Annotated in this window: 19 protein-coding genes and 1 pseudogene; 14 read left to right on the top strand and 6 right to left on the bottom strand. The window is 71.8% G+C overall.

From position 1 onward, the window contains the following. Positions 1–7 precede the first annotated feature (7 nt). The 5 genes from AC1VNH_RS12605 to AC1VNH_RS12585 all read right to left on the bottom strand — a co-directional run bounded on the left by AC1VNH_RS12605 (position 8) and on the right by AC1VNH_RS12585 (position 4832). Positions 8–1393 (bottom strand): glycine--tRNA ligase, encoded by a 1386-nt coding sequence (locus AC1VNH_RS12605; protein ID WP_483111739.1) that lies wholly within the window; start codon positions 1391–1393, stop codon positions 8–10. A gap of 113 nt (positions 1394–1506) precedes the next feature. After that, positions 1507–2091, bottom strand: coding sequence for a hypothetical protein (locus AC1VNH_RS12600; RefSeq protein WP_483111738.1), 585 nt, complete (start codon positions 2089–2091; stop codon positions 1507–1509). Positions 2092–2134: 43 nt separating this feature from the next. After that, positions 2135–2707 (bottom strand): HhH-GPD-type base excision DNA repair protein, encoded by a 573-nt coding sequence (locus tag AC1VNH_RS12595; RefSeq protein ID WP_483111736.1) that lies wholly within the window; start codon positions 2705–2707, stop codon positions 2135–2137. Beyond that, a complete protein-coding gene (locus AC1VNH_RS12590; RefSeq protein WP_483111734.1) occupies positions 2704–3099 on the bottom strand; it encodes a hypothetical protein in 396 nt (131 codons plus the stop codon). Before AC1VNH_RS12590 ends, AC1VNH_RS12595 begins: the two co-directional genes overlap by 4 nt. Before the next feature lie 422 nt (positions 3100–3521). Continuing rightward, positions 3522–4832, bottom strand: a complete 1311-nt coding sequence (locus AC1VNH_RS12585; protein WP_483111733.1) for a glutamyl-tRNA reductase — start codon at positions 4830–4832, stop codon at positions 3522–3524. Positions 4833–4921: 89 nt separating this feature from the next. On the opposite strand from AC1VNH_RS12585, the gene hemE reads away from it, so the two are divergent. The 10 genes and pseudogenes from hemE (at position 4922) to hemL (ending at position 13575) form a co-directional block, all read left to right on the top strand. Then, positions 4922–5980 carry a uroporphyrinogen decarboxylase gene (hemE, locus tag AC1VNH_RS12580; RefSeq protein WP_483112726.1) on the top strand — a complete coding sequence of 353 codons (1059 nt, stop codon included), beginning with the start codon at positions 4922–4924 and terminating at the stop codon, positions 5978–5980. Then, positions 5977–7428, top strand: coding sequence for a protoporphyrinogen oxidase (gene hemG / locus AC1VNH_RS12575; protein WP_483111732.1), 1452 nt, complete (start codon positions 5977–5979; stop codon positions 7426–7428). The genes hemE and hemG overlap by 4 nt, the downstream gene beginning before the upstream one ends. A gap of 89 nt (positions 7429–7517) precedes the next feature. Next, positions 7518–7928: a hypothetical protein gene (locus AC1VNH_RS12570; protein ID WP_483111730.1), complete on the top strand. Its 411-nt coding sequence runs from the start codon at positions 7518–7520 to the stop codon at positions 7926–7928. 1 nt (position 7929) lies between these two features. Continuing rightward, the gene (locus AC1VNH_RS12565; RefSeq protein ID WP_243226567.1) at positions 7930–8331 is read left to right on the top strand and encodes a phage holin family protein; all 402 of its coding nucleotides are present in this window, start codon (positions 7930–7932) and stop codon (positions 8329–8331) included. Continuing rightward, a complete protein-coding gene (locus tag AC1VNH_RS12560; protein WP_243226566.1) occupies positions 8328–8600 on the top strand; it encodes a DUF3618 domain-containing protein in 273 nt (90 codons plus the stop codon). Before AC1VNH_RS12565 ends, AC1VNH_RS12560 begins: the two co-directional genes overlap by 4 nt. Before the next feature lie 84 nt (positions 8601–8684). Next, positions 8685–9362 carry a hydrogen peroxide-dependent heme synthase gene (hemQ, locus tag AC1VNH_RS12555; protein WP_483111729.1) on the top strand — a complete coding sequence of 226 codons (678 nt, stop codon included), beginning with the start codon at positions 8685–8687 and terminating at the stop codon, positions 9360–9362. A 28-nt stretch (positions 9363–9390) separates the two neighbouring features. After that, positions 9391–10375, top strand: a pseudogene (gene hemC, locus AC1VNH_RS12550) (hydroxymethylbilane synthase). After that, positions 10372–11190: a uroporphyrinogen-III synthase gene (locus AC1VNH_RS12545; protein ID WP_483111728.1), complete on the top strand. Its 819-nt coding sequence runs from the start codon at positions 10372–10374 to the stop codon at positions 11188–11190. The pseudogene hemC and the gene AC1VNH_RS12545 overlap by 4 nt, the downstream one beginning before the upstream one ends. Next, positions 11187–12170, top strand: a complete 984-nt coding sequence (gene hemB, locus AC1VNH_RS12540) for a porphobilinogen synthase (protein WP_483111727.1) — start codon at positions 11187–11189, stop codon at positions 12168–12170. The genes AC1VNH_RS12545 and hemB overlap by 4 nt, the downstream gene beginning before the upstream one ends. Positions 12171–12246: 76 nt before the next feature. Continuing rightward, positions 12247–13575, top strand: coding sequence for a glutamate-1-semialdehyde 2,1-aminomutase (hemL, locus tag AC1VNH_RS12535; protein WP_483111726.1), 1329 nt, complete (start codon positions 12247–12249; stop codon positions 13573–13575). Here the strand turns inward: hemL and AC1VNH_RS12530 are convergent. Next, positions 13566–14516: a hypothetical protein gene (locus tag AC1VNH_RS12530; protein ID WP_483111725.1), complete on the bottom strand. Its 951-nt coding sequence runs from the start codon at positions 14514–14516 to the stop codon at positions 13566–13568. The genes hemL and AC1VNH_RS12530 overlap by 10 nt on opposite strands. A gap of 52 nt (positions 14517–14568) precedes the next feature. Between AC1VNH_RS12530 and cofD the strand changes: the two genes are divergently transcribed. The 4 genes from cofD (at position 14569) to eccCa (ending at position 22077) form a co-directional block, all read left to right on the top strand. After that, positions 14569–15537 carry a 2-phospho-L-lactate transferase gene (gene cofD / locus AC1VNH_RS12525; protein WP_483111724.1) on the top strand — a complete coding sequence of 323 codons (969 nt, stop codon included), beginning with the start codon at positions 14569–14571 and terminating at the stop codon, positions 15535–15537. Between the two features lie 164 nt (positions 15538–15701). Then, on the top strand, positions 15702–17075 hold the full coding sequence (locus AC1VNH_RS12520; protein WP_483111723.1) for a hypothetical protein: 1374 nt from the start codon (positions 15702–15704) through the stop codon (positions 17073–17075). Next, positions 17072–18109, top strand: a complete 1038-nt coding sequence (locus tag AC1VNH_RS12515) for an RDD family protein (RefSeq protein ID WP_483111722.1) — start codon at positions 17072–17074, stop codon at positions 18107–18109. The genes AC1VNH_RS12520 and AC1VNH_RS12515 overlap by 4 nt, the downstream gene beginning before the upstream one ends. Further along, entirely contained in the window at positions 18106–22077 is a 3972-nt protein-coding gene (gene eccCa / locus AC1VNH_RS12510) for a type VII secretion protein EccCa (RefSeq protein WP_483111721.1), read from the top strand. The genes AC1VNH_RS12515 and eccCa overlap by 4 nt, the downstream gene beginning before the upstream one ends. Positions 22078–22220 lie beyond the last annotated feature (143 nt).

The following is a 22220-nucleotide window of genomic DNA, read 5'->3' as shown; positions in this document are numbered from 1 at the left end:
GCCGGCCTCAAGCGCCGCGCAGGCGCTCCGCCAGATAGCCGTGCAGCGTGTCGAGCGGCACGCGCTCCTGCGTCATGGTGTCGCGATCGCGCACCGTGACGGCGTCGTCTTCGAGCGAGTCGAAGTCGACGGTGACACAGAACGGCGTACCGATCTCGTCCTGGCGACGGTAGCGGCGTCCGATGGCGCCGGCATCGTCGAAATCGACGTTCCAGCGTCCGCGCAGCTCATCCGCCACACGCCGTGCGAGCGGCGAGAGATTCTCGTTGCGGCTCAACGGCAGCACCGCGACCTTGACGGGTGCGAGACGCGGGTCGAGCTTGAGGACCGTGCGGGTGTCGACGCCGCCCTTCGCGTTGGGCACCTCTTCTTCGCGGTACGCGTCGACGAGGAAGGCCATCATCGCGCGCGTGAGGCCGAACGAGGGCTCGATGACGTACGGCGTGTACGTGGTGTTCGAGGCCTGGTCGAAGTAGGCGAGCTTCGTGCCCGACGCCTCGGCATGGCTCGACAGGTCGTAGTCGGTGCGGTTGGCGACACCCATGAGCTCGCCCCACTCCTTGCCCTGGAACCCGAAGCGGTACTCGACGTCGATCGTGCCGGCGGAGTAGTGCGCGCGATCCTCCTCAGGAACATCGAGGCGGCGCATGTTGTCGGCGTCGATGCCGAGATCGATGAACCAGTTCCAGCAGGCCTCGACCCAGTGCTCGAACCACTCGTTCGCCTCGGCGGGCGGCGTGAAGTACTCGATCTCCATCTGCTCGAACTCGCGCGTGCGGAAGATGAAGTTTCCGGGCGTGATCTCGTTGCGGAACGCCTTGCCCACCTGGCCCACGCCGAACGGCGGCTTCTTGCGGCTCGCGGTCAGCACGTTCGAGAAGTTGATGAAGATGCCCTGCGCGGTCTCGGGACGCAGGAAGTACAGCCCCGACTCGTCGTCGACGACGCCGAGGTACGTCTTCACGAGACCCGAGAAGGCCTTCGGCTCCGTGTACTGCCCCTTGGTGCCGCAGTTCGGGCACGGGATGTCGGCCAGGCCGTTCTCTGCGGGGCGACCCTTGCGCGCCTCGAAGTCCTCGATGAGGTTGTCGGCGCGGAATCGCTTGTGACAGTGCAGGCACTCCACCAGCGGGTCGGTGAAGGTCGCGACGTGGCCGGATGCCTCCCACACGCGCTTGGGCAGGATGATCGACGAGTCGAGACCCACCATGTCGCCGCGGCCGCGGACGAAGGTCTGCCACCACTCGCGGCGGATGTTCTCCTTGAGCTCCGTGCCGAGGGGGCCGTAGTCCCAGGCGGAACGCGATCCGCCGTAGATCTCCCCCGCCTGGAAGACGAACCCGCGATGGCGGGCGAGGGCGATGACTTTGTCGAGACGGGACTGCTCGGCCACGGTGGCTCCAATGGTCGCTGTGCGAAGGGCGCGCGGGCGCATCGGAGATGCGGCGCGGGATCATCCGATTCTATCCGCGCCAGTCCCGCAGTCCGCCGCGCGTTGTGCGGGGGTCAGCCTGCGGGCGCCGCCGCGCACGCGGCGGCGATCCGAGCCGCCACGACACCCTCGGGATCGGCCAGCGGCGTCACCGCGACACCGATAGCGGCGCCGAGGGCGAAACCGATCGTCGCTGTGGGGTTCTCGCTCGCGCCGCTCGCCGACGGCGAGGGGGTGGGCAGCGGCGCCGCATCCGCTCCGGCGGGCGTGCTCGCGTCCGCCTCGCAACGGATCTGCGGCAGCGACACCACGATCTCCGCGCTCTGCCCCGCTTCGACCTCGATGCTTCCCGAGCCCACCTTGCGACCGATGCCGGCGAATCCCGGAGCGTCGATGCGGATGCGGGTGAGCGCGAGGTTCTCGTCGGTCGTGTTCTCGACCCACAGTCGGACCTCGTCGGCACTCTGGGCAGGCGTCGCGGGCAGGAGGGTCGCCGTGATGCCCGAGGGAAGCGCGGTCGCGCTGGGCGCCGGGCGCGGCTGCGCGCCGCATCCGGCCAACGCGAGAGCCGCGATCAGCAGCGTGGCTGCGGTCGCTCCGGTGCGCGCCGCCCCGCGGCGCGCGGGCCTCGCAGACGCGGCATCTCCCCCATTCGGCATACCTGCACTGTATCCGGGGGGTGCCTATGGCTTCCCTGAGGGCTCAGCTCCTCGCGGCGGCTTTCGCGGCCCGCTTCGTCTCGCGGACCTTCGCGAGGGACTCGGGACTCGTGATGTCGGCGACCGAGCGGAACGAGCCTTCCTCGCCGTACGGAGCGGATGCCTCGCGCCATCCGGCGCCGGTGAACCCGCGCTGCTTGCCCAACAGCGCGAGGAAGATCTTCGCCTTCTGTTCACCGAAGCCCGGCAGGGCCTTGAGCCGCTTCAGCACCTCGCGGCCGTCGGGGTCGCCGTCGCTCCAGATCGCCGCCGCATCCCCGTGCCACCGGTCGGCGATCTCGGCGCTGAGCTTCTGCACCCGCTTTGCCATCGATCCGGGGAAGCGGTGCACAGCGGGGGTCTGGCCGAACGCCGCGGCGAAATCCTCGGGGTCGTATGCCGCGAGCGCCGCCGGCTCCAGCGTGCCGACCCGGTCGAGGATCTTGAGAGGCCCGGCGAACGCGGTCTCCATCGCGACCTGCTGGTCCAGCAGCATCCCGATCAGCAGGGCGAACGGGTCGCGCGTCAGCAGTGCGTCGGCGTTGTCGTCGGCGGTGAGGTGCAGGTCGGCGCTCATGCGTCTCCTTCGTGATGCGGGGCAGGTACAGGCGTGCGAAACCGATCCGGGCGGTTCTTCTGCGGCCGGCGCCGGTTCTGCGCGAGGGGCCGTAGCGCTCCCTCGAAGTAAGCGATCGCCGCCAAGGCATCCACGTGTCCGTGCGTGATGTTCCGCCCCACCACGGGAAGCGGGTATCGGGGGTTCTCGTAGACCGCGGCGATCCGAAGGATGGCGGCGTGATCGTCGGCGCTCATCGCCAGGGCACGTTCGGCGAGCTCGTCCTCGCCGAAGTCCCAGAGGCACCCCGCGATCAGCGTGACCGGTGCGCTCACCCGGAAGTTCGTCCGACCCTTCATGGCCTCCAGGACGTCAGGCGCCCAATGAGAAGCGGCGGGTGGTTCGGCGCTCATGCCTCCATGGTGCCAGTCCCCGGACCGCGGCGGCAGGGATGGGCGGAGGCTGTGGGGCGGCCGGGGGCCGGGGGCGTGCACCCGTGTCCGGTTCCCCTGTCAGAGATCGACGCCAACGCGTCGGTCTCTGACAGGGGAGCACAAGCCCGGCGCGCTCGCCTGTCAGAGACCGACGGCGGAACGTCGATCTCTGACAGGCGAGCTGATCGGGCAGGCGGGCAGGCGGGCGGGCGGCGCGAGCTAGCCCGGCGGGGCGACAAGGCGCCGGCCGGATCAGGCAGGCCGGCGGCGCGAGCTAGCCCGGCGGGACGACGAGGCGTCGGGCGGAGCGTCGATCTCAGACGGGGAAACGGCCGGCGGGGCGACGACGCGCGGCGCGAGTCGGGCAGGCGCTGCGGGCGGCCCGGCGACGCGCGGGCGGGTCAGCCGGCGAGCTCGGATGCGGCGTCGCCGTCGTCCTCGGATGCGGCATCCTCCGGCGCGAGTCCGTAGAGCACCTCGAGCGCGGCGAAGACCTCGTCGGCACGGCCCTGCTCGGCGAGGGCATGCGCGCGGGTCGTGGGGGTGTGCAGCAGACGACCCACCAGGTGGCGCAGCGCCTGCTCGGTGCGCTCGTCGTCGCCGCGGCGGCGCCCGCGGGCGATCTCCGCTTCGAGCAGTTCGAACATGTGCGTGCGCAGCGCGACGACGGCCGGCGCGACCGTGCGACGTTCGCCGACGACCGCGAAACGCTGAGCGGCGTCGGCCACGAGGGCGCGCGCCGCATCCGTCGCCTGCAGCTCTTCGAGCGGCGCGTGCAGACGGATGGTCTCCAGGTCGAGCAGGTCGGTGCCGCTGACGGTCGCGACATCGGGGTCGACGTTGCGCGGCAGGCCGAGATCGATCACGAGGCGGCGGTGCCGGTCATGCCCGGGAGCCGTCCGTGCAGGGGACGGCTCGTCGCCGAAGGCCGCGGCGTTGAGCACGGGGTGCTCGACGCTCGTGCACGTGATGATGAGATCCGACAGCTTGGCGGCCGTGGCGAAGCCCGCGGCGTCCGCGACGGCGAGGCCGTGCTTGCGGGCGAAGCGCTCGCCTCGACCCGACGGCGAGTGCACGGTGATGTCAGTGACGCCGCGCTCGCGGAGGGCCGCGAGGGTCGCGGCCGCGTAGGAGCCGGTGCCCACGAGCAGGACGCGCAGCGTCGCCCAGTCGGCGAACCGCGCCGCCGCGAGATCCAGAGAAAGACGCACGAGCGAGCGGCCGGCACGGCCGAGCGCGGTGCCGTTCTTCACGCCGCGCTGCGTCTCGGATGCACGCTGGAACAGGCGCTCGAGTTCGGGAGAGGTCGTGCCGTCGCCGCGCGCCTCGGTGAGCGCCCGGCGCACCTGACCCGCGATCTCGCCCTCGCCGACGACGACCGATTCGAGACCGGACGCGACGGCGAACAGGTGCTGCGCGACGCGGGGGCCGGAGATGACCTCGTAGGAGCCGGAGAACTCGTCGGCCGAGACGCCCGTGGCGGCTTCGATCGCCGACAGTGCCGCCTCGAGCCCCACGGCCTCGGCCGCGGTGACGGGCTCGTCCATGTCGACGTACGCCTCGAAGCGGTTGCAGGTCGCCACGACGACAGCACCCTGCACGCACTCGTCGTGCTCGGCGATCAAAGGGGCGACACGGGTGGTGTGGATGCTGAGTCGCTCGAGGAGCTCGAAGGACGCGGTCTTGTGACTCGCGCTGACACACAACAGCACGCATCGATTGTACGCCGCGTCGAAATCACCGGCCGCGGGAGGTTGCGCACGAACGTGCAGTTGCTCGACATGTGGCGCTCACCCACCGGATGGGAGGATGTCGGGGTGAGCTCCACCGGACCTGCTTCCTCCCCCTCATCCGCGCCCTGAAGGGCGAGCGCACCGACCGACTCCCGGTCTGGTTCATGCGTCAGGCGGGGCGGTCGTTGCCGGAGTATCGCGACCTGCGTGTGGGAACGCGCATGCTCGACGCCTGCCTGACACCCGACCTCGCGGCCGAGATCACCTTGCAGCCCGTGCGCCGTCACGGCGTGGACGCGGGCATCTTCTTCAGCGACATCGTGGTGCCGCTGCGCCTCGCCGGCATCGCCGTGGAGATCGAGCCCGGACGCGGCCCGGTGTTCCCCGACCCGGCGCGCACCGCATCCGATGTCGCCCGCATCGTGGACATCGATCCGCAGGCGGTCGCCGCCGCGGCCGAACCGGTGCGTGAGGCGGTGCGCATCGTCGTGGACGAGCTCGGCGACACCCCGCTCATCGGGTTCGCGGGTGCGCCCTTCACCCTCGCCGCGTACCTCGTGGAGGGCGGCCCGTCGAAGGAGCACCTGCGCGCCCGGGCGCTGATGCACGCCGACCCGGAGTCGTGGCACGCGCTGGCCGGTTGGCTCGCAGAGGTCTCGCGCACCTTCCTCGCCGCGCAGACGGATGCGGGAGCCTCCGCCGTGCAGCTGTTCGACTCGTGGGCGGGCTCGCTGTCGGTCGCCGACTACCGCACGTACGTCGCGCCCCACTCGCGGGCAGCGCTGGCCGGTACGGACGCGCCGCGCATCCACTTCGGCGTCGGCACCGGACACCTGCTGACGGACATGCGCCTCGACGGCACGACCGATGCGGTCGGTGTCGACTGGCGCACACCGCTCGACGAGGCCGCCGCGATCCTGGGACAGGGCGTCACCGTGCAGGGCAACATCGACCCGGCGCTCCTGCAGGCACCGTGGCAGGTGGTCGAGGAGCACGTCCGCGACGTCATCGCGCGCGGACGTGCCGCGCGCGCCCACATCCTCAACCTCGGGCACGGCGTCCCGCCCGAGACCGACCCCGACGTGCTGACGCGCATCGTCGAGCTGGCGCACGAGGAGCAGGCGTGAGCAGGGCAGATCTCGACGATCTCGCCGCGCGGGCGGAGGCCACACGCGTCGTCGTGGTCGGCGGCGGCGTGGCCGGTCTCGTGGCAGCCCTCGACTTCGCCAAGCTGGGCTTCCGCGTCACGGTGCTCGAAGCATCCGCGCAGGCCGGCGGGGTGCTGCGCGGCGCAGAGGTCGCAGGGCTCTCCGTGGATGTGGGAGCGGAGAGCTACGCGACGCGCGGCGGGACCGTGCGAGCCCTGATCGACGAGCTCGGCATCGGCGACGAGGTGGTGACCCCTGCTGCCGGCGGCGCCTGGGTCGCGGGCCTTCCCGGCGGACGGGCCGCGCCCCTGCCGCGCGGCGGGGTGCTCGGCATCCCGGAGAATCCGTTCGATCCGAACGTGCGGCGCGTCATCGGATGGCCGGGCGCCTGGCGCGCCTACCTGGATCGCCTGCGCCCGCCGCTGACGATCGGGCACGACCGCAGCCTGGGTCACCTCGTGCGCAGTCGCATGGGCGAGGCCGTGCTCGACCGGCTCGTCGCCCCCGTCACGAGCGGCGTCTACTCGGCGCGCCCCGACGACATCGACGTGGACCTCGCGGCTCCCGGCCTGAACGCCGCGCTCACGCGCGCGGGTTCGCTCAGCGGCGCCGTGGGCGAGCTGCGCGGGCGCAGCAGCGGCACCCCGGGAAGCGCCGTTGCCGGGCTCCGCGGCGGCATGACCCGCCTCGTGCGGTCGCTCGTCGCCCGCCTCGAGGAGCTGGGGGTCGAACTGCGCACGGATGCCGCCGTGACCGCGCTCGAGCGTGGCGACCGGTGGACGCTCACCGTCGCTGAGGAGCAGATCGAGGCCGACCTCGTGGTCGTCGCGACCACCGAAGATGAGGCGCGCCGCCTGCTCGTGCCGGTCGTGCCGACGCTGGAGCCGATGACCAGCGCGCCGCCGGTGGTCGAGATCGTCACCCTCGTCGTGCACGAGCCGCGCCTGGACGCCCCGCCGCGCGGAACCGGCGTGCTCACGGTGCCGGGCTCGCACCGTGCGAAGGCACTCACCCACGCGAGCGCGAAATGGGAGTGGATCGCGGATGCGGCCGGCCCCGGTGTGCACGTCGTCCGCGTCTCGTTCGGCGCTCAGGGCGAAGACCCGGCCACCGCCCCGCTCGGCGACGATGCCGCCGCGGCGCTCGCGCTCGACGAAGCATCTGCCCTGCTCGGCGTCCGCCTCGACCCGGCCTCGGTGCGGGGCTCGCATCGCGCCCGCTGGGTGCAGTCGCAGCCCGCATCCGTCATCGGACGCACGGAGCACACCGCCGCAGCACGCGGTGCCATCCGTGCCGTTCCAGGCCTCGGCGCGGTCGGCGCATGGCTGTCGGGAACGGGGCTCGCCCAGGTCGTCCCCGATGCTCGCGAAGAGACCGAACGACTGCGCCGTTCGGCACTGTGGGGGTCGCCGCGTTCTCAGGAGTGAGCGCGCATGTCAACCGGATAACCCGAACGGCATACAGCGCTACGCTGGGCGCACACTCGCTTGATCCACCCCGAACGTGAGGAGACCCCATGAGGGGCAAAGCTGGACTCGTCATCGGACTGGCAGCGGGCTACGTGCTCGGAACGCGCGCAGGCCGTGAGCGCTACGAACAGATCAAGACGCAGGCGCAGAAGGTGTGGAACCTGGCGCCCGTGCAGAAGCAGGTCGGCAAGCTGCAGGAGGCGGGAAAGTCCGCGCTGCTCGCGGTGCCGACCGCCCTGTTCAGCGGCGCGGTGAAGATCACCAAGGCCGTCACGACCGACGGCACCCCCGGTCAGCGTCTGGATGCGGCACTCGACGCCGGCGCCGACGCGGCGGAGGATGTCGCGGACGCCGCCGAGACCACGGCATCGGCCGCGAAGAAGTCCACGCCCTCCACGACCGCGAAGCGCCCCGCCGCCAAGCGCAGCACGGGCGGCTCCTCCTCGGGCGGGAAGTGACATGACCACCCCCCGCGGCTTCCGTGACAAGTCGGAGAAGAGCCTGCTGACCCTGGTCGGCGAGGTCCCCGAGCTCGTCCGCAACCTCGTGACAGCGGAGATCGACTCCGCGAAGAAGTGGCTCGGCAAGGCGGCCAAGAACGCCGGTATCGGCGGCGGCCTCATGCTGGGCGCTCTGTTCATCCTGTTCTGGTCGATCCCGGCGCTCGGCGCGTTCATCATCATCGGGCTCTCGTCCTGGTGGCAGCCCTGGGTCGCCGCCCTCGTGCTGTTCGGCGCGATGCTGCTCATCGCCGTCGTCCTGGCGCTGCTCGGTTATCTGCGCTTCCGCAGGATCGGCAAGGACAACCCCGCATCCCACATCGCCGAAGACGTGCGCGTCGTGAAGGAGGCAGGCGAATGACCGCCCCGGTTCCCGTTCCCCGCACCGGTGTCCCCCTGGGCATCACCGACCCCGTCGAGAAGGCGCGTGCAGAGCTCAAGGCGACGTTGGCCGCGATCGAGGAGAAGGCCAACGTCCCGCGCCGCGTGGGGACGGCGGCCGAGCGCCGCATCGCCCAGTTCCGCCGCTTCGCTCGCGAGGAGCCGGCGGCGGCGACGCTGGCCGTCCTCGGCGCCGCGGCGGCCGCGGGCGTCGTCGTGTGGGGCGCCATCCGCGCCTACGTGCGCTGATGGCGTCGCCCGCGTCGACGCATCGCGGATAGCACCGGCGGTCGCCGTTTGGCGTCTGACGACGACGGGGTGAGACTGGAGGTCATGAGCTCCGCACCCGAGTCGACGTCCACGCAGTTCACCCTCTGGGCGGTTTTCCGCCGCGACCCCGCCAAGCCGGTCACTGCGACGGATGACACGGAGCTCGCGGCTCTCGTCGAGCTGATCGAGGCGGGTGGCGTCACCGTCCGCGGGTTCTACGACGTCAGCGGACTGCGCGCCGACGCCGATCTGATGGTCTGGATGCACGGCCCCGTGGCCGAAGACCTGCAGCGCGATCTGCGGCGCCTGCGTCGCACCGACCTGCTGCAGGACCTGCTTCCGGTGTGGAACGCGATGGGCGTGCACCGCGACGCGGAGTTCAACCGCTCGCACGTGCCCGGCTTCCTCCGCGGCGAGCACGCCCGCGAGTGGCTCACGGTCTACCCCTTCGTGCGCAGCTACGAGTGGTATCTGCTGCCGGAGGAGGAGCGTCGTGCCATGCTGGCCGACCACGGCCGAAAGGGCGCCGCGTACACGAACGTGGTCGCGAACACCGTGGCCTCGTTCGCTCTCGGCGACTACGAGTGGCTGCTGCCCATGGAGGCGGATGAGCTGAGTGATCTGGTCGACATGATGCGGGCGCTGCGCTACACCGAGGCGCGTCGCCACGTGCGCGAGGAGGTCCCCTTCTTCACCGGCCGTCTGATTCCCACCTCGGCCATCGCCGAGGTTCTGTCGTGACCCGCGACTGCCATCGCCGGAGCCAGGCGTGAGCGCACCGCTGCGCCTGGGTACTCGGCGCAGCGCCCTTGCCACCGCGCAGTCGCAGCAGATCGCCGATCTGCTCGCGACGGTGTCCGGACGAGAGGTCGTGCTCGTTCCCATCACCTCCGAGGGCGACGTCTCGCGCGCCTCGCTGTCTCAGCTGGGCGGGCGCGGCGTGTTCGCGACGCGCCTGCGTGAGGCCCTGCTGGCCGACGAGTGCGACCTCCTCGTGCACTCGCTCAAGGACCTGCCCACCGCCGACGCTCCGGGCCTCGTGATCGCCGCCACCCCTCGGCGTGAAGACGCCCGCGACGTCGTGATCACACGCGACGGCACCCCGATCGCCGAGCTGGCCGCGGGCAGTGTCATCGGTACCGGCTCGCCCCGCCGCATCGCCCAGTTGCGCCGGCGCAACCCCGGACTCGTGGCGCATGACCTGCGCGGCAACGTGGACTCGCGGCTGTCGCGCGTGCGCGACGGAGAAGCTGGATGCCGTCATCCTCGCGGCGGCGGGACTCGCGCGCCTCGGCGGCGCCGCCGATGGCCTGTTCACCGAGCCGCTCCAGCTCGCGCAGTGGCCCACCGCTCCGGGACAGGGATCACTCGCCGTCGAAGCGCGCCAGGACGCACCGGACGACCTGCTCGCGGCGATCGGACGACTCGACGACGCCGCGACCCGCATCGCGGTGACCCTCGAGCGAGCGGTGCTCGCAGGGCTGGATGCGGGCTGCTCGGCGCCGGTCGGCGCGCACGCTGTGCTCGAAGGCGATCAGCTGCAGGTGCGCGCCGCGGTCTACGCGGCGGACGGAAGTCGCGCGATCGAAGCTGAGAGAAACCTGTGCGTGAGGGACGGGTATGCTGGGCCGACAGGCAGCAGCGATGGTGCAAGAGCTGCCGGCGATGACGACCCGATCGCAGGTGCACGCGAAACGGGGCGTGACGTCGCACGCGAGCTGCTCGAGCGTGGAGCAGCCGAGGTCTCACCATGAAAGCCGAAGCCATGCACGAAGAGCCCCGACGGCACGAAGTCGCCAAGCCCCTGACGGGCTGGCGCGTGCTCGTGCCTCGCGGCGGCCCCTGGGGCGACGGGGTGGCAGCGACGTTGCGCTCGCAGGGCGCCGTGCCCGTCGTCGCTCCCCTCATCAACTTCGCTCCGACCAATGACGAGCAGACGCTCGAAGCCGCTCTCGCCGACCTCGCCGCCGGCCGCTTCGACTGGGTCACCATGACCAGCGCCACCACGGTGGATGTGCTCTTCGCGTACCGCGCGGTCATTCCCCCCTCCACCAAGGTCGCCGCCGTCGGCGAGACCACTGCCGCGGCGCTGCAGGCGGCCGGCTACCGCGTCGATCTCGTTCCCGACCGCGACAACTCCGCCGCCGGCATGGCAGAGCAGATGATCGCGCTCGAGCCCGAGCCGCGCCGCATCCTGACGCTGCGCAGCGAGATCGCCAAGCCCGTGCTGACTCGCAAGCTCACCGAGGCCGGGCATGACGTGCGCAGCGTCGTCGCCTACCGCACGGTCGGCGTGCCGGTCACCGAGCGCATCGCCCACGACGTGGCGTCGGGCCGCATCAACGCGATCCTCGTCACGAGCGGGTCGGTCGCCGAACAGGTGCAGCTGCAGTTCCCCGACATCCCCGAGTCGACCGTCATCGCGGCGATCGGCCCGCAGACCGCGAACGATGCGCGGCGCGCGGGGCTCGGCGTCTCGGTCGTGGCTGACCGGCAGACCGTCGACGCGCTCATCGAGGCCGTGTCGCACTTCGCGCTTCCGCACGCGGCCGACGAGTTCCAGCCGTGAGCTTTCCCACCCATCGCCTGCGCCGGCTCCGCCAGTCCCCCGCCGTCCGGCGCCTGGTCCGCGAGACGCATCTGGTGCCCTCGCAGCTCGTGCTGCCGATGTTCGTGCGCGAAGGCCTGAGCGAACCCCAGCCGATCGGCTCCATGCCGGGTGTCGTGCAGCACTCGCTCGACTCGCTTCGTCGCCACGCGGCGGATGCGGCGGCGGCCGGAGTCGGCGGAGTGATGCTGTTCGGCGTGCCGACCGTCCGCGACGCGGTGGGCTCCGGGGCGGACGACCCCGACGGCATCCTGAACGTCGCCACCGCCGCGGTCGTCGCGGAGGTGGGCGACGAGATCGTCGTGCAGAGCGATCTGTGCCTCGACGAGTTCACCGATCACGGCCACTGCGGCGTACTGACCCCGGATGGCGCCGTCGACAACGACGCGACCCTCGAACGCTACGCAGCCATGGCCATCGCGCAGGCCTCGGCCGGCAGCCACCTGCTGGGACTCTCGGGCATGATGGACGGCCAGGTCGCCCATGTCCGCGGCGCGCTCGACGCCGAAGGCTTCACCGACACCATCCTCCTCGCCTACGCGGCGAAGTACGCGGGGGCCTTCTACGGCCCGTTCCGCGAGGCCGTCGACTCGCAGTTGAAGGGCGACCGCCGCACCTACCAGCTCGACCCCGGCAACGGCCGCGAGGGCGTGCGCGAGGCCGTCATGGACGTCGCCGAAGGCGCCGACATCGTCATGGTCAAGCCCGCCTTGCCCTACCTCGACGTGCTCGCCGACGTGCGCGCATCCGTCGAGGTCCCGGTGTGGGCGTATCAGGTGTCGGGCGAGTACGCGATGATCGAGGCCGCTGCCGCGCACGGCTGGATCGACCGTCGCGGCGCGATCACCGAGTCCCTTCTCGGCATCCGCCGCGCCGGCGCCGACGCCATCCTCACCTACTGGGCCCTCGAGGCGGCCGCGTGGCTGCGCGAGAGCCGCTGAGACCGCATCCGATCCGCACGCACCGGATGCGGACCGGACCGCATCGGATGCGGCGAGATCCTCGGAAGGACGAGTCATGACCGACCGTAACGACGAACTCTTCGCGCACGCCCGCGAGGTCATCCCGGGTGGCGTGAACTCCCCCGTGCGCGCCTACGGCTCAGTGGGCGGGTCGCCGCGCTTCCTCGCATCTGCCTCGGGACCGTACGTGACGGATGCGGCGGGTCGCCGCTACGTCGACCTCGTCGCGTCCTGGGGTCCGGCGCTGCTCGGCCATGCGCATCCCGAGGTCGTCGCGGCCGTGCAGGAGGCTGCGGCCCGCGGACTCTCCTTCGGTGCACCGACGGAGGGCGAGGTCGAGCTGGCCGCGCTGATCGCCGACCGCGTACGCGTGGGCGATGCCGCACCGATCGACCGCGTACGCCTCGTCTCCACCGGCACCGAGGCGACGATGACCGCCATCCGGCTCGCTCGCGGCTACACCGGCCGCGACCTGCTGGTGAAGTTCTCCGGCCACTACCACGGCCACTCCGACGGGCTGCTCGCGGCGGCCGGGTCCGGCGTCGCCACCCTCGCGCTCCCCGGATCCGCCGGCGTCCCGGCCCCCATCGCGGCTCAGACGCTCGTCATCGACTACAACGACCTGACCCAGGTGCACGAGGTGTTCGCGGTGCACGGCGAGAGGATCGCCGCGGTCATCGTGGAGGCCGCAGCCGCCAACATGGGCGTCGTCCCTCCCGCGCCGGGCTTCAACGCCGCGCTCGCCGAGATCGCCCATCGGCACGGCGCCCTGCTCATCCTCGACGAGGTGCTGACGGGCTTCCGCGTACACCCCGCCGGGTTCTGGGGCCTGCAGCAGGAGGCGGGCGAGCACTACGCCCCCGACATCTTCACGTTCGGCAAGGTCGTCGGCGGCGGCATGCCGCTGGCCGCCCTCGGCGGTCGCGCCGAGGTGATGGACACCCTCGCGCCGGTGGGCCCGGTGTACCAGGCGGGCACCCTGTCGGGAAACCCGCTGTCGGTCGCCGCAGGCCTCGCGACACTGCGCCTGGCCACTCCCGAGGTGTACGCGCGGGTCGACGCCGCCGCATCCACCGTCGCGGCGGCCCTGTCGGGCGCGCTCGAACGGGCCGGTGTGACCCATGCCGTCCCGCGGGCGGGTTCGCTTTTCGGCGTGGCCTTCATCGCGGAGGCCCCGCTGTCGTACGCGGCCGCGCAGACGCAGGAGGCGTGGCGGTATCCGGCCTTCTTCCACGCGATGCTGGATGCCGGGGTCTCGCTGCCGCCGAGCGTGTACGAGGCCTGGTTCCTGACCGCCGCGCATGACGACGACGCCCTCGCCGCCGTGGTGGCCGCCCTCCCCGGCGCCGCGCAGGCGGCGGCCGCGGCGCGGCCTCAGGGCTGATCCAGCGTCGACGCGACCGTCGGAATGCCCCGGTCGGTGGGGGTTCCGAGCAGGCGCATCTTGCCGATGCGGATGCCGATCGTGCCGTTGGCCGGCGGCGTGTTCTCCCACACGTCGAGCGCATCGCCGAGTTTCAGCGAGAACATCCCTTCCGCGGTGGGGGCGTCGCGCCAGTCCACCTTGTTCAGGCCGTAGCCTTTCCAGTCGCGCGCCACGAGACGCTGCTCCAGACGGAGACCGGAGCCGTCCGCGAGTTCCTGGGGGAAGATCCCCGTTCCCGCCACGAGCGCGTCGGCCCGGCCCCAGCACGACGCGGGCACCTGATCGATGAGTGAGGCGAGCAGCGCGAGTCGCGCGTCGACGGTGGCCACGTCGAGCTCCTCGGAGCCGTAGGTCAGGATGAATCCGGCACGGATGACGATCGGGCAGCGGGCGGGTGCGACCTCGAGGGCGCTGCGGAATCCGGGGGTGAGCAGGTCGATCGCGAAGGCGGGGATGAACCCCTCGACGCTCCAGCGCGAACTCGGCCAGTTCGGGCTCATCGGCGGGATCCACGGCAGCCGGATGCCGTAGTCCTTGCCGCGCCCGAGCGTGGCGTCGCCGAAGCGGATCTCCGGAAGGCCCGCGGGCAGCCGCATCCAGACGAGGTTCGCCTCGCGACGGTCGCCCCACGAGTTGCCGCCGCTTCCGGTGCGGAACTCGTACCCGACCAGTCGTGCGGCGGTCGCCGGATGGCCGTGCGCCTCGCCCGTGACGACCTCGCTCATCCCGATCGGCCAGATGTCCTGCGAGCGGCGCGCCCGCATCGCCGCCTCCGCGATCTCGAGGGCCGGCGGTGGGGCCGCATCCTCCCACCTCCACCCGCGAGCCTCGAACGCAGGACGCGTGGTGCGTCGTGCGGCCGCATCCGCTTCGCGGCGCTTCTTTCCGAACGGCAGCATGCGCGTAGCGTAACGGCCGGATGCGGCCGGCGGGCTCTGGGAGACTTGGCGGATGGCACAGAACGAGCAGCCCCGAGTCGTCGTCATCGCGGGCGGCGTGGGCGGATCCACGTTCAGCGAAGGGATGCGGGCTGAGCTCTCCCGCCGCAGCGCCGATCCCGCGACGATCATCGTCAACACCGGCGACGACCTCTGGCTGTCGGGCGTTCGTCTGCAGCCGGACATCGACTCCGTGCTCTACCGCCTTGCGGGTCAGAACGACATGGTGCGCGGCTGGGGGCGCGCCGGCGACAGCGAGCGGGTCAACGCCGAGCTGCAGGCGTGGGGAGCCGGCTGGCCGTGGTTCACGCTGGGCGATCTGGATCTCGGAACGCACCTCGCGCGCACCGGCTGGCTGCGCGAGGGGGCGACGGTGTCCGAGGTGGTGGCCCGCCTGTCGGAGCGATGGCCGCTCGGGGTTCGCCTGCTGCCGATGACCGATGCCGAGGTCGACACGCATGTGCTCCTCGAGGACGGCCGGCGACTCCACTTCCAGGAGTGGTGGACGCGCCACCGCGCCACGCTCGCACCTCGCGCCTTCGAGAACCCCGGAATGGACGCGGCCTCGCCCGCGCCGGGCGTCGTCGAGTCCATCGCGCGAGCCGACGTCGTGGTGCTCGCCCCATCCAACCCCGTGGTCTCGATCGGGCCCGTCCTCGCCGTCCCCGGCATCCGCGAGGCGCTGGCCGCGACCTCGGCACGGATCGTCGGCGTCTCTCCCATCATCGGCGGACGCGTCGTGCGGGGTATGGCGGATGTCTGCCTCACCGCGATCGGCGTCGAAACCTCCGCGGCGGCGGTGGCCGCGCACTATGGCACTCGCAGCACCGGCGGCGTGCTGGATGCCTGGCTGCTGGCGGAGGAGGATGCCGCATCCGCCGCATCCGTGGCAGCGCTCGGAATCCGGCCGGTCGTCGCGCCCCTGTGGATGCGGGATGTGGAGGCGACGCGCGCGATCGCCGCGACGGCGCTGGAGGCATGATCGACGCGGGCGCAGAATCGTAGCGGTTCTGTGGACAATCCGCGCGCGGGCGTCGGAGGGCGGTGCCGGACGTTACGCTGTCGAGACGTGAGAAGTGGGGGCGGCACGACGATGGCAGGCGCACACCGGGCGCTGCGGCGAGACACCGCGGCTGGAGGGCAGCAGTGACGACGCCCGCCGACACCGAGGAACGCCGACGGATCGCGATCGTCGACGGAGCCGCGCGCCACGATCTGCTCATTCCGCCGGCGGCCAGCATCGCCGATGCGCTCGCCAGCCTCGGCATCCGGCAGGAGGTCGGCCGCGACGTCCTGCTCGAGGTCGACGGACGCGAGGTGAGCCCGCTGCTCCGGGTCGATGACCTCAGCGACGGTACGGTGCTCGCGCTCGTGGATCTCTCCCAGAAGGTGAAGCAGGACCGCCGCCGCCGTCGCGACCGCTCTCGCGGCGAAGCGCCCGGCGCCTGGTGGGTGCTCGGCGGCATCGCGCTCGTGCTCGCGGTGTTCTCGCTCATCGCCCCCGATGCCGTCCGCGAATCGCTGCGTCTGCCGCTCGCGGGCGCCATGGGGGCCTTCGCCATCACTGCCGGAATGGCGCTCGCGGTGCGCGCGACGGGCGTTGCGAACGGCACGGACGCCGCTCTCGTCGCGGTGCTCACCCTGGCGTTCGCCGCGGGCGCGGGCGTCGTGCCCGCGTTCCCCGCCGCGACCTCGACGCTGCAGGTGTTCGTCGGCCTGCTCTCCGCGGCGGTGCTCGCGGGGATGCTCGCGCTCGTCGGGCGTCCCGCGGGGCTGCACGCACGCCTCTCGGCCGCCACGACCCTGTTGCTCGTGCTGGCCGGGGTCTGGGGCTTCTCGCTCATCCTCTCGCTGCCGCTTTCCGCACCCACCGCCGTCACGCTCGGGCTCGCGCCCGTGGCGCTGCGCATCCTGCTCGCGACCCTCGTCGATGTACCGCCCGGCATCTTCATCGACTACGAGCGTTACCAGACCACACGCTGGAGCGTGCGTCAGCAGCTGCCCGAGGAGATCCACTCCATCGGCGCCGCCGACGCCCGCGACCTCGTCGCACGTTCCACCGGCCGGCTCGTGGCCGGCACGTTCGTACTCACGGTCGCGGTCGCCCTGAGCGCTCCCTTCGCGCTGCCCGACATGGACGATTTCGACCCGCTCGTGCTCTCCGGCCGCATCGCCCTGGCCATCACGGTCGTGCTGGCGCTGCTGCTCGGCGCACGGCGCTTCTCGATCCCCCTGCTGCGGTGGCTGCCGCGCCTCGCCGCGGGCGCCGTCGCCGTCGTCATGGTGCTGACGGCGACCCGAGAGGCGAACCCCGTGCTGTTGACGGTGCTGGCAGGGATCCTCCTCGCCGTCGGTGCGATCGCCGCGCTGGTCATCATCCCCACGAGCCGCGGTGCGCAGTCCCTGCGCTGGTCGCGCTTCGGAGACGTCATCGAGTGGATCGCGATCGCGTTGTCGCTGCCGGCAGGCCTGCTGGCCGCCGACACCATCGATATCCTGCGTGGAATGATGGGCGCATGAGTCTGCCGCCGCAGTTCACGGGCGAACCCGCCGGAGTCGGAGCACGACTCGCCGCCTTCACGATCGACGTCGTGCTCGTCGTCGCAGCGACCGCCACCGTCGCCGTCGTGAGCGGCTCCGCCGTGTTCGGCCTGCTCGTGGGAGCCGAGGCGGTCCTGGCGCTGTGGGTACTCCAGGCCCGCACCGGATCCGGTCCCGGGAAGGCCTTGCTCGGGCTGCGCGTCGCGCGCCTGGATGCCCCCTACTCACCGGGCGCCGGGCGCAGTTTCGTGCGCGGTCTGCTGGTCGGCATCGGCTCCCTCGTGTTCGGCGCGGGAGCATGGGTGGTCGAGGGCTCCGCATCCGCCGACCGCTCCGGGCTGCGGCGATCGTGGGCCGACCGCGCAGCACAGACGGTCGTCATCGCGGTGCCGCGGCGGCCTGCTGCGGAACGTCGGAGCAGAAGGCGCGGCGCCGACGAGATCGTCGCCGTCCCCTCCCCGACCGTCATCGCGCGCCCCTGGTCGCCCGCACCGGTCGAATCCGGCAGAGCCCGGGGACCGATCGCCGCGCCCGCGCCGACCGAGCCGCCCGCCGCTCCCCTCACGGCGCCCGACGCTCCGCCTGCGGCCGCGGCCGTCGCGGGATGGGCGGGTCCCACCGCGGCCGCGCCGCTGCTCGACCAGCCCGAGTCGGGCGAGCGCCCCAGCGGGGAACTGCTGCTCATCTTCGACACCGGTCAGCGCGCCCGCCTGCCTCTGCCCGTCGCCGTCAACCTCGGCCGCAGCCCCGAACAGACCGAGCCGACCGATCTCCTGGTGACGGTGAGCGATCCGGACTCCAGCGTCTCCAAGACCCACCTGCGCCTCGAGTTCGACCACGCGGGCCTCTGGGTCACCGACACGGGTTCGACCAACGGAACCGAGCTCCTCGACGACGACGGCACGGTGGCACCTCTCACGCCGCACGCACGCACCTTCGTCGACGACGACACCCGCATCCGGATCGGGAACCGCATCTTCACCGTCAGCCGACTGATCGGAGCCGCTTCGTGAGCAAGGGACCACGCCTGGCCCCGCCGTCCGTGCCGAGTGGTCGCATCGTCGTGCAGCCGCCGCCGGAGCTGGTTCCGAACGAGGGCGGCAGCAGCATGCTCACCTCCCTGCTGCCGATGCTCGGCAGCGTGGGCGCGATCGTCATGGTGACGATCTCCAACGCGGGCCCGACCGGGTTCATCACCGGCGGCATGTTCCTGCTGTCCTCCCTCGGCTTCGTCGCGGTCAACGGATGGCGCCAGCGCGCGCAGCGCAACGCCCAGGTGCTCGGCAACCGCCGCGAGTACCTCGCCTACCTCAGCGATCTCCGCGAGACCGTCCGCACCGCCGCCCGCAAGCAGCGCCGCCACGGCGCGTGGGTCACACCCTCGCCCTCGGCCCTGCCGTTCATCGCCGAGGAGCGCACCCGTGTCTGGGAGCGCCAGCCCGGCGACGAGAACTTCCTGCTGACCCGCATCGGCGCGTGCGATCAGCCGCTGTGCATCTCGCTCGAGGCGCCCGAGCTTCCGCCGCTCGCCCAGCTCGACCCGGTCGCCGCGTCCGCCGCCCACCGGTTCATGCTCACCCACGAGATCCAGCCGGACCTGCCCTTGGGCGTGACCTTGACCGACTACGCGCGGATCGAGATCGTCGGCCCCGACGAGGATGCGGTGCGCGCTCTTGCCCGTGCCATGGTCGTGGGCGCGGCGACGCTGCAGGATCCCGAGGACGTCGTCGTCGCGATCCTCGCCGGGCCGGACCAGCTGCCCGCCTGGGAGTGGGCCAAGTGGCTGCCGCACGCGCTCTCGTCGCGCTCCAGCGACAAGCTGGGCCCCGCCCGCATGATCGCCTCCTCGCTGGACGACCTCGAAGACCTGCTGCCCGCCGGGCTCCGCGAACGCGCGCGCTTCGCTCGCGGCGGCGGCGCGACGCCGCACGTGATCCTCGTCGTCGACGGAGTCCAGCTGCCGATGGGCGATCCCGTCGTCGGCGGCGACGGGATGCTGGGTGTCACCGTGGTGGAGCTGCCCGGCCGCTGGGGAGAGCTCGAGAACCCCGACGTCCTGCGCATCGTCATGCCGGAAGCAGCCGCATCCGATCGCCACGCCGAGCTCATCGACGTGGTGTCGGGCTCACGCACCTTCACCCCGGACACGACCTCGATCGCCGTCGCCGAGGCCACCGCGCGCCGGCTCATGCCGCTGTACTCGAACCCTGCCGCACTCGCCGAGACGCCCGGCGCCCAGCAGGGTCAGCGCGAGCTCGTCGAGCTGCTCGGCATGCCCGATGTGCGCGAGATCGACTTCGACCGCACCTGGTCGGGGCGCCTGGAACGCGACCGCCTGCGCGTGCCGATCGGCCAGGACACGACCGGCGCCCCGCTCGTGCTCGACCTCAAGGAAGCCGCCCAGCAGGGTATGGGCCCGCACGGCGTGATGATCGGCGCCACGGGTTCGGGTAAGTCCGAGGTGCTGCGCACGCTCGTGCTCGCACTCGCGCTGACCCACTCCCCCGAGCAGCTGAACTTCGTGCTCGTCGACTTCAAGGGTGGCGCGACCTTCGCCGGGATGGCGGGGATGCCCCACGTCTCGGCGATCATCACCAACCTCGGCAGCGAGCTGGCCCTCGTCGACCGCTTCCAGGACGCCCTGCAGGGTGAGATCGTGCGCCGCCAGGAGCTGCTGCGCGCCGCCGGCAACTTCGCCAACGTGTCGGACTACGAGAAGGCGCGGCGCGGCGGCCGCACCGACCTCGCACCGCTTCCGGCCCTGCTGATCGTGGCCGACGAGTTCAGCGAGCTGCTGGCCGCGAAGCCGGAGTTCGTGGAGAGCTTCATCAACATCGGCCGCGTCGGCCGTTCGCTCCAGGTGCACCTGCTGCTGGCCTCGCAGCGTCTGGAGGAGGGAAAGCTGCGCGGTCTCGACACCTACCTGTCGTACCGCATCGGTCTGCGCACGTTCTCGGCCGCCGAGTCCCGCACGATCATCGGCACCCCCGACGCCTACACCTTGCCGCAGGAGCCCGGTGTGGGCTACCTCAAGGCCGACACCGACAACCTCGTGCAGTTCCGCGCCGCCTACGTCTCGGGAACACCGAAGACGAAGCTCACCGGTGGGCGCTCGAGCGAATCGGCCGACACGTCCGGCGAGGCCGCGCGCATCGAGGTCTTCACCGCCGCCCCCCAGCCGCTCGAGCTGGTCGAGGAGCCCGTCGACGATTCGCGCGACATCGCAGCGCAGCCGGTCGAGGAACGTTCGACCTTCCAGATCGCGGTCGAGCGGATGAAGGGTCGCGGCCCCGCCGCCCACCAGGTGTGGCTGCCGCCGCTGGAAGAGCCCTCATCGCTCGACGAGCTCATGCCCGACCTCGTCGTCGACCCGCGGATGGGGCTGCACTCCCCCGCCTGGCGCGCGGCCGGAGCCCTCACGGTTCCGCTCGGAATCGTCGATGTGCCTCTCGAGCAGCGCCGCGAGAACCTCGTGGTCTCGCTCGGCGGTGCGGCCGGACACGTGGCGATCGTCGGAAGCCCGCTGAGCGGCAAGTCGACGCTGGCTCGCACGCTGGTCTCGGCCCTCGCGCTGACGGCGACACCGCTCGAGCTGCAGTTCTACGTGCTCGACTTCGGCGGCGGTACCTTCACGGGTCTGCAGCGCCACCCGCACGTCGCCGGCGTCGCCACGCGCACCGAGGCGGAGGCCATCCGCCGCACGGTCGCCGAGGTGGAGTCGATCATCGACGACCGCGAGCGGTACTTCCGGCAGAACGGCATCGACTCGATCGACACCTACCGGCTGCGACGCAGCCAGGGCGTCGTCGACGACGGCTACGGCGACGTGTTCCTCGTCGTCGACGGATGGGCGACGCTTCGCGCCGACTACGAGGCGCTCGAGACGCGCGTGCAGACCATCGCCGCGCGCGGCCTCAGCTTCGGCGTGCACGTGATCGTGACGGCCAACCGGTGGCTCGAGATCCGTGCCAGCCTCAAGGACCTCATCCAGACGCGCCTCGAGCTGCGTCTGGGAGACCCGACAGACTCCGAGATCGACCGCAAGCAGGCGGCCAACGTTCCCGCCGGTCAGCCCGGTCGAGGCCTCAGCGCCAAGCGCCTGCAGATGCTCGCCGCACTGCCGCGCATCGACGGTTCCTCGGATGTGGCCGCCCTCGTCGACGGCGTCGACGACATGGTCGCCCGGGTCGGCGCCGCCTGGCAGGGGCCGGCGGGTCCGAAGCTGCGGCTGCTGCCGGAGATGATCACCCTCGACGAGGTGCGGGCGCAGACCACGCCCGACGACGCCCGCATCCTGCTCGGTGTCGATGAGGCGCAGCTCGCGCCCTTCGGCATCGACCCGCGCAAGGAACCGCACCTCTTCCTGTACGGCGACTCCGGGATGGGCAAGTCGTCGTTCCTGCGGGGCATCGCGCAGGAGATCATGCGCAAGTACGGCCCGACCGAGGCGAAGATCTTCGCCGTCGACTACCGTCGCTCGCTCCTGGGTGAGATTCCGCAGGAATACCTGGGCGCCTACCTCACCTCGCACGAGCCGGCCACGAGCGGGCTCGCCGAGCTGGCGCAGTTCTTCTCGAGCCGCATCCCGGGGCCCGATGTGACCCCCGAACAGCTCCGCGAGCGCAGCTGGTGGAAGGGCGCAGAGGGCTTCGTGCTGGTGGACGACTACGACCTCGTCGCGACGAGTCAGGGCAACCCTCTCGCCGTGCTGCAGCCGCTGCTGGCACAGGCCGGCGACCTCGGCCTGCACGTGGTCCTCACCCGCCGTACCGGTGGTGCGAGCCGCGCGGCCTACGACCCGATCATCCAGCGCTTCACCGATCTGGGTGTCACCGGCATCCTGCTCGGCGGAAACCCGGAGGAGGGTCCGCTCATCGGCCGCGTGAAGGCCGCGCCCGCGGCGCCGGGTCGCGCCCAGATCGTGAGCCGTGAGCAGGGCCTGCTCTCCGCCCAGCTCGCCTTCTCCCCCTCCCACCACTGACCCCTCGGGCCCGCCCTCGCGGCCCCCGCCCCTTCTTTCCCGCGAGACTGCGTCTCCCGCACGAGATCACTGTCATTACCCGTGATCTCGTGACGGAAATGCAGTCTCGCGGTCGGTAGGGGGAAGAGCAGCGGGCGCGGAGA

The sequence above is a fragment of the Microbacterium sp. KU4F genome, assembly GCF_056868075.1.
The sequence above is the reverse complement of the archived record's forward strand: the minus strand, read 5'-3'. Positions and strand labels throughout refer to the sequence as shown.